Annotated in this window: 10 protein-coding genes; 4 read left to right on the top strand and 6 right to left on the bottom strand. The window is 59.5% G+C overall.

Annotated elements, in window-relative coordinates:
• Nucleotides 1–5: 5 nt before the first annotated feature.
• From AC1D2R_RS19635 to AC1D2R_RS19655, 5 genes are all read right to left on the bottom strand, one after another.
• The gene (locus tag AC1D2R_RS19635) at nucleotides 6–2,477 is read right to left on the bottom strand and encodes a beta-mannosidase (RefSeq protein ID WP_477969547.1); all 2,472 of its coding nucleotides are present in this window, start codon (nucleotides 2,475–2,477) and stop codon (nucleotides 6–8) included.
• A gap of 126 nt (nucleotides 2,478–2,603) precedes the next feature.
• Nucleotides 2,604–3,689 carry an ABC transporter ATP-binding protein gene (locus AC1D2R_RS19640; RefSeq protein ID WP_477969549.1) on the bottom strand — a complete coding sequence of 362 codons (1,086 nt, stop codon included), beginning with the start codon at nucleotides 3,687–3,689 and terminating at the stop codon, nucleotides 2,604–2,606.
• A 3-nt stretch (nucleotides 3,690–3,692) separates the two neighbouring features.
• Complete coding sequence (locus AC1D2R_RS19645) at nucleotides 3,693–4,619, bottom strand: carbohydrate ABC transporter permease (RefSeq protein ID WP_477969741.1); 927 nt, start codon at nucleotides 4,617–4,619, stop codon at nucleotides 3,693–3,695.
• A 4-nt stretch (nucleotides 4,620–4,623) separates the two neighbouring features.
• On the bottom strand, nucleotides 4,624–5,529 hold the full coding sequence (locus AC1D2R_RS19650) for a carbohydrate ABC transporter permease (protein WP_477969551.1): 906 nt from the start codon (nucleotides 5,527–5,529) through the stop codon (nucleotides 4,624–4,626).
• Between the two features lie 205 nt (nucleotides 5,530–5,734).
• The gene (locus AC1D2R_RS19655; RefSeq protein WP_477969553.1) at nucleotides 5,735–6,970 is read right to left on the bottom strand and encodes an ABC transporter substrate-binding protein; all 1,236 of its coding nucleotides are present in this window, start codon (nucleotides 6,968–6,970) and stop codon (nucleotides 5,735–5,737) included.
• Between the two features lie 454 nt (nucleotides 6,971–7,424).
• Here AC1D2R_RS19655 and AC1D2R_RS19660 point away from each other — a divergent pair, with 454 nt between their 5' ends.
• Both AC1D2R_RS19660 and AC1D2R_RS19665 read left to right on the top strand, forming a co-directional pair.
• Nucleotides 7,425–8,465: a LacI family transcriptional regulator gene (locus AC1D2R_RS19660; protein ID WP_477969555.1), complete on the top strand. Its 1,041-nt coding sequence runs from the start codon at nucleotides 7,425–7,427 to the stop codon at nucleotides 8,463–8,465.
• 65 nt (nucleotides 8,466–8,530) lie between these two features.
• Entirely contained in the window at nucleotides 8,531–9,088 is a 558-nt protein-coding gene (locus AC1D2R_RS19665) for a cysteine hydrolase family protein (protein ID WP_477969557.1), read from the top strand.
• A 111-nt stretch (nucleotides 9,089–9,199) separates the two neighbouring features.
• Here AC1D2R_RS19665 and gndA read toward each other — a convergent pair whose 3' ends face one another.
• Nucleotides 9,200–10,651 (bottom strand): NADP-dependent phosphogluconate dehydrogenase, encoded by a 1,452-nt coding sequence (gene gndA / locus AC1D2R_RS19670; protein ID WP_477969559.1) that lies wholly within the window; start codon nucleotides 10,649–10,651, stop codon nucleotides 9,200–9,202.
• 124 nt (nucleotides 10,652–10,775) lie between these two features.
• On the opposite strand from gndA, the gene AC1D2R_RS19675 reads away from it, so the two are divergent.
• Together AC1D2R_RS19675 and AC1D2R_RS19680 are read left to right on the top strand one after the other, a co-directional pair.
• The gene (locus AC1D2R_RS19675; RefSeq protein ID WP_477969560.1) at nucleotides 10,776–11,564 is read left to right on the top strand and encodes a DUF6597 domain-containing transcriptional factor; all 789 of its coding nucleotides are present in this window, start codon (nucleotides 10,776–10,778) and stop codon (nucleotides 11,562–11,564) included.
• Nucleotides 11,565–11,630: 66 nt separating this feature from the next.
• The gene (locus AC1D2R_RS19680) at nucleotides 11,631–12,029 is read left to right on the top strand and encodes an SRPBCC family protein (protein WP_477969562.1); all 399 of its coding nucleotides are present in this window, start codon (nucleotides 11,631–11,633) and stop codon (nucleotides 12,027–12,029) included.
• Nucleotides 12,030–12,034: the final 5 nt, after the last annotated feature.

The raw sequence follows: 12,034 nt of genomic DNA on the forward strand, positions 1-12,034 counted from the left end.
TTCAATCAGGATTGATCCACCGACTGGCAGGATTGCAGGTCGTAGAAACGGAATTCCGGCAGCACTCCGCTCTCGAGCGATTTTGCCGGGGTGAAGGTGATGCGGCGCGTTTCACCCGCCGCAAGATCGAAGGCGTTGTCGGAGTATTTGCCGTCGGTGTCGGTCTCGATCATCACGAAGAGCGCAAGTCCCTTGGCGGTGACGTTGATACAGACGGAGCCATCCTCCTCCACATACTCATGCGTGACCATGAGGCCGGCAGGCTCGAGTTCCAGCGCCTTGTAGGTGCCGTGCACGTAGTGCCCCTCGCCACCCATGCCGTTCGACGCCGTGAAACGCCAGGCAAGCAGCGTGCCCGCAGGCAGGTCGGCGACATCGACGGAAGCCGCAGTGACGGCCGCGTCCGGGCTGCAGACCGCCTGCACATCCTTCAGATGCTTGCGCTCACCCTTCATGTCGATGCTCGAGATCGAGAGATCGACGCTTACCTCGCCAAGCGTGTCGTTGACCAAAGAAAAGCTGATCGCCTTGCCGTCTTCAGAAGGAATGGCCGCAACTGCCACCGGCTGGAAGAACCGCTTCACCAGATAGTGCATCGCCTTCCAGCGGCCGCCGTAATCGAGGCTCGACCAGGAAGCGACCGGCCAGGTGTCGTTCAGCTGCCAGTAGATGGTGCCCATGCAATGGGGCTTCAGCGACCGCCAGTACTCAACCGCCGTCTTGATCGCCAGTCCCTGCTGGATCTGGCTCAGATAGACGAAATTCGGAAAGTCCTTGGGGAAGCGGAAGTAGCGGAACATCGTGCCGGCGATGCGCTCGTTGCCGCCGGCGTTCTTCTGGTGCAACTCCATGACGGGCGACGCGACGTTCATGTCCTTGGCGTCTGCATAGGTCTTGATGACGGGCAGCGAGGTGTAGGACTGGAAGCCGAATTCCGAGCAGAAGCGCGGGCGCACCGAGCGGTAATTGTCGAAGGATTTGTTCTCGTGCCAGACGGACCAGTAGTGCATGTCGCCGGAACCGTCGGCATGCCAGGCGTCGCCAAAATCGAGATAGCCGGACGCCGGGCTCGACGGCCACCAGATGGCGTCGGGCGCCGCTTTCTTCATCGCCTGCTCGATCGTCCGGTTGAGACGATCGTAGGAGACGAGGTAGCGGTCGCGATCCTTCTTCGATTCATCGAACCATGTCAGCGCACCGACCAGCTCGTTGTCGCCGCACCATAGCGCTATCGACGGATGCGAGGAAAGGCGCCGGACCTGATAGTCGACTTCGAGCGCAACGTTATCGAGGAAATCCTCGGTGGATGGGTAAAGATTGCAGGCGAACATGAAATCCTGCCATACCAGCAGGCCGAGGCGATCGCAAAGGTCGTAGAAACCATCATGCTCGTAGAAGCCCCCTCCCCAGACGCGGATCATGTTCATGTTTGCAGCCCTGGCAGACTGCAACAGATCCTCGGTTTTCTCGGGGCTCGACCGCGAGAAAAGTGCATCCGCCGGGATCCAGTTGGCGCCGCGGCAGAAGATTTCGTGGCCGTTCATCTTGAGCGCAAAACGGCTGCCCGCTGCATCCGGCGTTGTGATGAGTTCGACGGTGCGAAGACCGATCTGCTTGGTCAGCACATCCGACGGCAGATCCACGGTCAACGTATAGAGCGCCTGCTCACCGCTCCCTGTGGGCCACCACAGACGGGGCTTGTCGATCTGAAAAACGTGGTTCACCACCGTTTCACCGGCGGCGACGCCAACGTCGAGGCGCACGCGCTCGCCGTCGAGCGAAAAATGCACGGGGACGATACCAGGGTCCTTGGCAAACAGCGTTGCACTGACCTGCAGATCCACCGAGCCGTTGAGATTGTGCACCTGTCGGGTCGTGACGTGTTCGATGCGTGCGGTTTCGAGCTTGCGTAGCGCGATCGTGCCGTAGAGGCCCAACGGCGCAATCGCGATGTTCCAGTCCCAGCCGAAATGGCACTGCGGCTTGCGCAGCATGTTGCCGTTGGCGATCGGTGAATTGCCCGTCGAATAGGGAATATAGAAGGGTTGCTTGGCCTGCCGGTCGGCGCCGGCCGCAATGCTCGAATGCAGAATGACGCGGATGACGTTGTCGCCGGCCTTGATGTGGGTGCTGACATCAGGGCGGTAGCGCCGAAAGCTGTTATCCGTGAGCAGAGCCGGCGAACCGTTGATGAAGATGGCAGCGATGGTATCGAGATAATCGATATCAAGGTACCAGTCGCCATCCGGTTCCGACAGCGTGAAGCTGCGTTCTATTGCCCAATCGCGATGCGCCACCCACTGCACCACCTCTTCGTTCCGGCCGAAATACGGATCGGGAATAAGCTTGGCGGCGTGCAGCGCCGAGTGAACATCACCCGGCAGGGTGATCTGCGTGACGATTTCACCATCTATGGAGGTGAGCTGCCACGAGCCGGAAAGGTCGAGGTTGAAGCCGTTGGTGGGCAAGGATGTCATAGCATTGTCCCGATCAGGCCGCTCTTGGGAGAACCCGGACAACCGGGGTGCGACCGAATTTGGCAGGCCAGATGGCCGATTAGAAGAACGGGCGAAGCATTTTCGGCTTCACCCGCATTGCGATTTCTAGAGGCGAAGTTCCGTTTCGGCGTCGAAGATCGAAGCCAGCGACATGTCGAAGCCGAGCTTGACACGCGATCCGGGGTTGAAGCGGCGGGAACCGTTGATGCGCACCGACATCGTATGACCGGCATGTTTCAGCCAGAGCAGATTGTCGGCGCCCATCGGCTCCTCGATATCGACAGTCGCATCATGCACTTCCGCGCCGAGGTTCTCGTTGACCTTCACATGTTCCGGCCGGACACCAAGTATGACCTTGCGGCCAGCCTGCAACGGCTCGCTCGTCCCATAGGCGTCGACCGAGAAATTCACGCCGTTGGCGGTGAACACCGTCTGGTCGCCCTGCCTGGCGATCTCGCCGCGCAGGAAGTTCATTGACGGCGAACCGATGAAACCTGCCACGAACAGATTGTGCGGCTTGTTGTAGATCGTCGTCGGATCGGCGAGCTGCTGGATGATGCCGCTCTTCATGATCGCGATACGGTCAGCAAGCGTCAGTGCCTCGATCTGGTCGTGCGTGACGTAGATCATCGTATTTTTCAGCGACTGATGCAGACGCTTGATTTCGACACGCAGCTCCGAACGCAGCTTGGCGTCGAGGTTCGATAGCGGCTCGTCGAAGAGGAACACGTCGACATCGCGCACCAGCGCACGCCCGATCGCGACACGCTGACGTTGGCCGCCGGAAAGTTCGGCCGGTTTGCGCTTCAGAAGCGTCTGGATCTGAAGGATCTCGGCAGCGCGGGCCACGCGTTTGTCGATCTCAGGCTGCGGAATTTTGGCGACCTGCAGGCCGAACGACAGGTTCTTCTCGACCGTCATCTGCGGATAGAGCGCATAGGACTGGAACACCATGCCGATACCGCGGTCCTTGGGTTCTTCCCAGGTGACGTTCTTTCCCTTGATGAAGATCTGGCCGTCCGACGCATCAAGCAGACCGGCGATGCAGTTGAGCAAAGTCGACTTGCCGCAACCGGAAGAGCCGAGCAGCACGAGGAACTCGCCGTCGTTGATCTCGAGATTGAGATCCTTGAGAACATTGACAGCGCCGAAGTTCAACGAAAGATCTTTGATGGAAACGCTCGAATTCATGGATCAGCCTTTCACTGCGCCAGCGGCAATGCCGCGGACGAAAAGTCGTCCCGACACGAAATAGACAACCAGCGGCACCAGACCCGTAAGGATCGTTGCGGCCATGTTGACGTTGTATTCCTTCACGCCCTGGACAGAGTTGACGATGTTGTTGAGCTGCACGGTCATCGGATAGTACTCGGGCCTGGTGAAGACGACACCGAAGAGGAAGTCGTTCCAGATGCCCGTGACCTGCAGGATCATGGCGACCACGAAGATCGGCAGCGACATCGGCACCATAATCTTCAGGAAGATCTGCCAGAAGCCCGCCCCATCGATGCGCGCCGCCTTGAAAAGCTCCTGCGGCAAGGATGCGAAATAGTTCCGGAAGAGCAGTGTCAGGATCGGCATGCCGAAGATGCTGTGCACGATGATGAGGCCGGTCAGGGTCCCGTATATTCCCAATTCGCGCAGCACGATAACGATCGGATAGATCATCACCTGATAGGGAATGAATGCACCGATCACGAGGATCGAGAAGAACAGTTCCGATCCCTTGAAGCGCCAGTTGGCGAGCGCATAGCCGTTCACGGAAGCGATTGCGATCGAGACAACCACCGAGGGAACGGTAATGCGCACCGAGTTCCAGAAGCCGCGCGACAGGCCGTCGCAATTGAGACCCGTGCAGGCCGTTGCCCAAGCCTTGACCCACGGTTCGAAGGTGATCTCGACAGGTGGCGAGAAGATGTTGCCAAGACGGATCTCTGGCATTCCCTTCAGCGACGTGACGATCATCACGTAGAGCGGCAGGAGGTAGTAGGCGGCAGCGACGAAAAGCGCGCCATAGAGCATGATGTTGCGCGGGGATATCACCCGCTTCGGCTTCGGACCGCTCGGCCCGGAGAATGTCTTCTCCGTCACGGCGCCGGTATCCGTATTCTTGAGAGCAATGGCATCAGGCACGCTTACGCCCTCCCCCGAATTCCAGATATGCCCAGGGCACGATGATGATGGCGACCGTTACAAGCATCATTGTCGAGGCCGCGAAGCCTTGACCGAGATTCTGCGCCTGGAACATGTAGTCGTAGACGTACTTGGCGGGAACTTCCGACGAAATGCCGGGGCCGCCGCTCGTCTGCGCCACCACGAGGTCGTAGACCTTGACGATGCCGCTGGCGATGATGACCAGCGTGGTGATGAACACCGGACGCATCATCGGAATGACGATGAAGAGATAGGTCTTCCACATCGGTATGCCATCGACGCGCGACGCCTTCCAGATGTCCTCGTCGATGCCGCGAAGGCCCGCGAGCATCAGGCACATCACGAGCCCGGTGCCCTGCCAAAGCGCCGCGATCAGAACCCCGTAAATGACGATGCTTGGTGTATAGAGCGGATCGAAGGTGAAGCTCGTCCAACCGAGCGAACGCACGACCGACTGAATGCCGAACTCAGGATTGAGCACCCACTGCCAGACGAGGCCAGTCACAATGAACGAGAGCGCGAAGGGGTATAGGAAAATCGTCCGGAACGCATTCTCGAAACGAATCTTCTGATCCATCAGGGCGGCCAGAACGAAGCCGATTACCAGGCTGAAGATCAGGGAAAGGATGCCGTAGAGGGCAAGATTCTCGATGGAAATGATCCACCGCGGCGCCGCCCAAAGGCGCTTGTATTGGTCGAAGCCAACGAAGCTCAGCCTTGGCAGCAGCTTCGAGTTGGTGAAGGAATAAAACACCGTCCAGAGTGTGCCGCCGAGAAAGATAACCATGGCGGTAAGGATCATCGGGATGGATGCAATTTTAGAGTTCAGATTGCGTAGCAACTGATTTGGCCGGCCTGCTTTCGCTTGACCCGTCATTGTAGCTCCTCCTGAAACGCAAATGCTTCTGTGATCGCGAGCGGCGGACCAAGGCTGGACGCCTCTCTGCCTTCCCATCTCCCAGGCCAGCCGCAAGTCGCGAACGTCACGACGAAACCACCTGAAGAGCGCTGTCACAAGCCGGAATTCCGGAAAATCCGGCTCCCGTAAGGGAGCCGGATCGCAACAGCCAAGGAGTAGACGATCAATCGGCAGACGCGATGATCTCGGCGAAGCGCTTCTGTGCCGCCTCAGGCGTCATCGAAGGGTTCGCGAAGAACTCGGAGAAGAGGTCTTCCTTCTGCTTCTGGCTATCCGCAGACAGCAGCTGGTCAGTGCCCGCCACGACGTTGCCCGCCTTGAGGATTTCGAGACCCTTCTTCATGCAGTCGTTAGCCGCAGCTAGATCGACGTCACCACGAACAGGCAGCGAGCCCTTTTTGAGGTTGAAGGCAACCTGTGTCTTCGGATCGAGAAGTGTCTTGGCAAGAACTTCCTGAGCCTTGGACTTTTCTGCGTCCTTGAGCAGCGGGAAGTAGAAGGCGTCGCCGCCCGTCGAGATCACTTCGTTGACACCGAGGCCCGGAAGGCAGGTGTAGTCCGTACCGGCCTTCTGGCCAGCCAGAGCGAATTCGCCCTGCGCCCAGTCGCCCATGATCTGGCCGCCGGCCTTGCCGGTGATGACCAAGTTCGTTGCCTGGTTCCAATCCTGCACGTTCGAGCCCTTGGCCATCTTGCGCGCATCGTCGGCAGCCTTAAAGACCTTGGCAATGTCCGGGCCTGCAGCCACTTCAGCATCCTTGTCGCCGAAGACCTTCTGGAAGACGTCCTTGCCGGCGATGGCGACCATCAGCACGTCGAACGCACCAGCGGCCTGCCATGGCTGACCACCAACGGCGAGCGGCACGATGCCGGCCTTTTCGAGCGCCGGTGCTGCAGCGACGAATTCATCCCAGTTCTTGGGCACCGCGACGCCGGCCTTCTTGAAGGCTGCGTTCGAAAGCCACAGCCACTGCCAGGAGTGAATGTTGACCGGAGCGCAATAGATCTTGCCGTCGATCGTGCATGAATCGAGCAGGCTTGCCGGACGAATGAGATCTTTCCAGTGCTCCTGAGTGGCGACATCGGTCAGGTCGCGCATCAGGCCGGACTGAACCAATTCTTCGGCCTGACGGCCATGGTTGAACTGTGTGGCGCCCATCGGATCGCCGCCGGTGATGCGGCTGACCATGATCGGACGCGCGGTGCCGCCGGAGCCGGCAATTGCCCCATCGACCCAGTGGTTGCCGGTGGCGTCGAACGCCTTGGCCAGTTCGGCCACGGCAGCAGCTTCGCCGCCGGACGTCCACCAATGGGTTACTTCGAGATCGGTCGCACTTGCCGCACCAAGCGGCAGCACGACGGAAGCGGCAAGCGCAGCCGCCATCAAACGGAACTTCATGAGTTTTCCTCCCTCACTGAAACGTTGCCGGAAAAACTTAGTTCAATCGATATTTTCGCGCAACAGCCCTCTCCGAAAATTTTGTTTTCCTGCGTCGTTTGCTACCAATGCCTGTCATAACGCTCAGTTCCATAGCGAGGTGAGACGACGTCAAGCAGTGGAGTGTGCAACCGCACACTGACATCAACTATCTGATATACCTATCAGTTATTTAAATCTCCGGAAGCATCTTGATTTCAATCTTTTCGCACTCGCAAAAAATACGGGCATAAATCCGAGATTCAATCATTGCGAGTGAAAGCCACTTATACCTCGGAAAAAGCGCTCGACATTTCTACTGTATCGTTACAGATTTTGGATCTTACGGGAGGAGCGGCTTTTACGGACTTCGTGCTTACAGCGCTTCGAAAAGCATCTATAAGCGAACCAAAATCGCACAGGACGGCCTAGAGGGATGGAAAACAAAGGGAATTTGGGGGGAGCGGTGGCTGAGGCAACGCGCGAACGGCCAACACTGAAGACAATCGCTTTCATGACCGGCCTTGGTGTGACCACGGTGTCCCGCGCCCTCAAGGACGCGCCCGACATAGGCGCGGAGACCAAGGAGCGCGTCCGCATGGTCGCCCGCCAGCTCGGCTATCAGCCGAACAGGGCCGGCGTGCGCCTGAGAACAGGCAAGACCAACGTCATCGCCCTCGTCCTGAGCATCGACGAAGAGATCATGGGCTTCAGCAGCCAGATGGTGTTCGGCATATCTGAAGTCCTGAGCGGCACGCCCTATCACATCGTCGTCACCCCACATTCGCATAGCAAGGACCCTATGCTGCCGGTGCGCTACATCCTCGATACCGGTTCGGCAGACGGCGTCATTATCTCCCGCATCGAGCCCGACGACCCCCGCGTCAGGCTGCTGACGGAGCGCAACATGCCCTTTGCCACGCACGGGAGGACGGATGCCGGACAGGTTCATCCGTTTCACGACTTCGACAATGAGGCCTTTGCCTACCAGGCCGTGGAAAAACTGGTCGCCAGAGGGCGAAAGCGCATCGCCCTCCTCCAACCGCCAAGCAAGCTGACATACTACACGCACACGCGGATAGGCTTTCAGACCGGCCTGCACGACTACGGCGCCGAGGAAGTGCCGCTGCGCGTTACGATCGACACCCCTCTCGAAGAAATCCGCAACGCGGTCGAAGCCATGATGCGCTCTGCGAACGCCCCCGATGGCATCGTGTGTTCTGCCGGAAGCGCTGCGATCGCCGTCAACGCCGGCATCGAGGCAGCCGGCAGACGGCTCGGACATGACGTGGATATGGTCTCCAAGGAATCGGCACCGATCCTAAACTGGATAAGGCCCGAGATCATCACCGTTTACGAAGACGTCCGCCATGCCGGCCGCGAAATGGCCAAGGCCGTCATCGCCAGGATCGACGGCGTCGAACCGGAACTGCTCCAGAGCATCAGCCAGCCGGTGTGGCGGCAGCGCGACAAATAGGGCGCTTGGCCTGAGCTCACGCCGCCGCCAGCTGACAACAACCATACCGATTGCGAAGGAGGCACATGACGAAAGCCCTGCTCATCATCGACGTCCAGAATGCAATCCTCGCCGGGAAAGGAACGCCAGAACGTCAACCGCTCATCGAGTCAGCGCTGAGCGCGACGGTCAAGCGTCTTCGCGCGCTTAGGGAACTGGCGCGGCTGCAGGGCGCGCCGGTCGTCCTCGTTCAGCATGATGGCAATGCCGATCATCGCCTGGCATTTGGCACCGTCGGCTGGGAAATTCGACCGGAGCTCGCGCCCGCAGAAGGCGACGTGGTCGTCCACAAACGGAGCTCGGATTCATTCTTCGAAACTGACCTGGAAGATCGACTCAAGGAAAAGTCCGTCACCCATCTCGTTGTCGGCGGATGCATGACGCAGTTCTGCGTCGACACCACCGTCCGGCGCGCCGTGTCGCTCGGCTATGACGTGACGCTGGTGGGCGACGGACACATGACTGCTGATTCCGAGACGCTGACATTTGCCGACATCGTCGCTCATCACAACGAAACACTGGACGACTTCGACGCCGGTACTGCCAGGATCATCGTGCGTCCGGTTGCCGCCATCCAGTTCTGAACTGGCATTGGCCTTCGCTGCGGCAATCGTCGGGCGGCGCGAAAGGCAGCTATGGTCCTGTTGACTGTCAGCCGGACCAATGGCCCGGCTGATTTCGTTGGGAAGGAAGGCTTAGAAGGTCGATGCACCGCTGCCCCATGGGCCGTGATGGAAGTCCTTGCCGTCAAGGCGGTCGAAGCCATGCGCGCCGAAGAAGTCGCGCTGCGCCTGGATCAGGTTGGCAGTACCGCGGCCCTGGCGGTAGGCGTCGAAATAGGTCAGCGCCGAGGTCAGTGCAGGTACCGGCAGGCCAGCCTGCAGGGCGGCGGCAACGACACGGCGAAGCGCCGGAAGCGACTCCTTGACCATCTCGGAGAAGGCCGGTGTCACGATCAGGTTGGCCACATCGGGTGCCTTTGTGAAAGCGGACGTGATCTCATCGAGGAACTGCGAGCGAATGATGCAGCCGTCACGCCAGATCTTGGCGATCGTGGGCATCGGCAGCGACCAGTTGAACTCGCGCGACGCCTCAGCCATGACCGCAAAGCCCTGCGCATAGGCACCGATCTTGGCGGCAAAGAGTGCCAGCTCCAGATCCTTGTTGAGTTCCGGCCCATAAGCGATCGGGAAGTCGTATTTCGGCGTGCCGAAAATCTTCTCGGCCGCTTCGCGCTCGCTCTTCATGGACGAGATGCTGCGGGCAGCAACAGCCGCTTCGATCGCGGTCGCCGGAATGCCCATGTTCTGCGCTTCGATCGCCGACCACTTGCCGGTGCCCTTCTGGCCTGCCTTGTCGAGGATCATGTCGACCATCGAACCGCCGGAGACCGGGTCGGTTGCCGCCAGGACCTTCTCGGAAATCTCGATCAGGTAGGAATTCAGGCGACCCTTGTTCCATTCTCCGAAGATGCCGCTGATGTCCTTGGAGCTCTTGCCGAGGCCGTCGCGCAGGATGCCATAAATTTCGGCGATCATCTGCATGTCGGCATATTCGATGCCGTTGTGGATCGTCTTGACGAAATGGCCGGCGCCGTCATTGCCGAGCCATGCGACGCACGGATCGCCCTTGTACTTGGCGGCAATCGAGGTCAGCACCTTCTCGACGCGCCTCCAAGAATCTTCCGTGCCGCCCACCATGATCGAAGGACCGTGGCGCGCACCTTCCTCGCCGCCCGATACACCCATGCCGATGAAGGTCAGGTCCGTATTCTTAAGACGGTCGAAGCGCGCAATGGTGTCGCGGAAGTTGGCGTTGCCGGCGTCGATCATGATGTCGCCCTTAGACAGGTGCGGACGCAGTAGTTCCATCTGCTGGTCCACGGCCTCGCCGGCCTTGATCATGATGATGATGGGACGCGGCGGGCGGATCGCCTCGACGAATTCCTCGATTGTCTTGCAGGGAATGATCTGCTTCTTGAGATCGCCGGCGCTTTCGTAGAATTCATCCGTTTTTTCAGGCGTGCGGTTGAACACCGCAATCTTGTTGCCTTTTTCCGCGATGTTGAGCGCCAGGTTGGAACCCATGACGGCAAGGCCGATCAGCCCGATTTCTGCCTTTTCCACGATAAACCTCCGGTGAGTCATTTTGGATCGGTGTTGTGGCACTCAATTGCCAAAACGGCAAGTTCGATTCGGGCTCGAATGGACTCGTATTGCGTCCTCGGCGAATTGAACCATATTGCCTAAGACGCGTGTGGGAGGAGGACGAATGACCCGCCGAAAGCGAGAACCTGGAGCGATCCTGGCTGCACGTGCGGGCCGCTACGCCGAGTTCGCGCCATCACCTGCCCTCAAGCCACATTTTCACTGCCTTTGGTCGCACGAGCTCGATGATGGGCTATCCCGCACAGTAGCGATCGTTCCGGATGGCTACTGCGACATCGTCTGGATGGACGGCCGGCTCCTCGTTGCCGGCCCTGACCGCACCAGCGCCTTCCCGCCTATCGGCGGCGGTGCCAAGATAGTCGGCATCCGTTTTGCACCTGGCGCGGCAGCCGACTGGCTCGGATTGCCGCTCTGCGAAATCGTCGGCTGCAGCATCGACCTCGCGGAACTATGGGGACGGGAAGCAGCCGCGCTAAACGCCCGTCTGACGGATTGCGCCGACGCTCCGGGACGCCTGCGCGTCCTCGCCGGGGACTTGCAGAAGCGCGCCATCGATCACGTGCCTCCTTCAAAAGCGATAGCTCACATCTTTGCAAGGTCCGGCAGAAACGCGGCGTCAGGCATCAACACGCGTGCCCTGATCTCTGACCTGGACGTGAGCGAACGCCAGTTCCGCCGTCACTGCCTCCATCACTTCGGCTATGGCGCCAAGACGTTGACAAGGATCCGCCGTTTCCAGACGCTGCTTGGCCTTTGCGGTCAAGAGGTGAGCCAGTCCCTTGCCATGCTGGCCGTGGCGGCAGGCTATGCGGACCAGGCTCACATGAACCGCGAGGTCCGTGAGATTTCAACGCTCACCCCGCTCGAACTCCGACGACAGATTGCAGGCTGACTGGCCGTTTCGTTCAATACCTTGCCCCTCACAATGCTACTCTGGCAAACGAATACGAGGAACATCATGGCGACAATGCCCGCAAGGATCATCCATCGCTCCATCGACCGGAATTGGCGTGACGTCTACGCCTTCGCTGAAGCACCAACAAACATGCCGCTCTGGGCATCGGGCTTGGCATCAGGGCTCGAGCGCAACGGCGACGACTGGATCGCCGAGGGCGTCCTTGGCACCGTGAAGGTCAGCTTCGTTCCGCACAACGAATTCGGCGTCATCGATCATACGGTGACGATCGAAAGCGGCCTTCGCGCCTACAACGCGCTGCGTATCGTGCCGAACCAAGATGGCTGCGAGGTCATGTTTACGCTCCTGCGTCTGCCAGGGATGACCGATGAACAGTTCGAGGCGGATGCCGCGCATGTCGCCCGAGACCTCGATGCCCTGAAATCGCTGATGGAGTTATAGGAAAC

The sequence above is a fragment of the Rhizobium sp. P1_C7 genome (assembly GCF_056406295.1).

What these genes read in the sequence shown, in the direction of transcription:
- AC1D2R_RS19660 (WP_477969555.1), top strand. Translation starts at nt 7,425, where the DNA reads ATGGAAAACAAAGGGAATTTGGGGGGAGCGGTGGCTGAGGCAACGCGC.
- AC1D2R_RS19640 (WP_477969549.1), bottom strand. Translation starts at nt 3,689, where the DNA reads ATGAATTCGAGCGTTTCCATCAAAGATCTTTCGTTGAACTTCGGCGCT.
- AC1D2R_RS19675 (WP_477969560.1), top strand. Translation starts at nt 10,776, where the DNA reads ATGACCCGCCGAAAGCGAGAACCTGGAGCGATCCTGGCTGCACGTGCG.
- AC1D2R_RS19665 (WP_477969557.1), top strand. Translation starts at nt 8,531, where the DNA reads ATGACGAAAGCCCTGCTCATCATCGACGTCCAGAATGCAATCCTCGCC.
- AC1D2R_RS19635 (WP_477969547.1), bottom strand. Translation starts at nt 2,477, where the DNA reads ATGACATCCTTGCCCACCAACGGCTTCAACCTCGACCTTTCCGGCTCG.
- AC1D2R_RS19655 (WP_477969553.1), bottom strand. Translation starts at nt 6,970, where the DNA reads ATGAAGTTCCGTTTGATGGCGGCTGCGCTTGCCGCTTCCGTCGTGCTG.
- AC1D2R_RS19680 (WP_477969562.1), top strand. Translation starts at nt 11,631, where the DNA reads ATGGCGACAATGCCCGCAAGGATCATCCATCGCTCCATCGACCGGAAT.
- gndA (WP_477969559.1), bottom strand. Translation starts at nt 10,651, where the DNA reads ATGACTCACCGGAGGTTTATCGTGGAAAAGGCAGAAATCGGGCTGATC.
- AC1D2R_RS19650 (WP_477969551.1), bottom strand. Translation starts at nt 5,529, where the DNA reads ATGACGGGTCAAGCGAAAGCAGGCCGGCCAAATCAGTTGCTACGCAAT.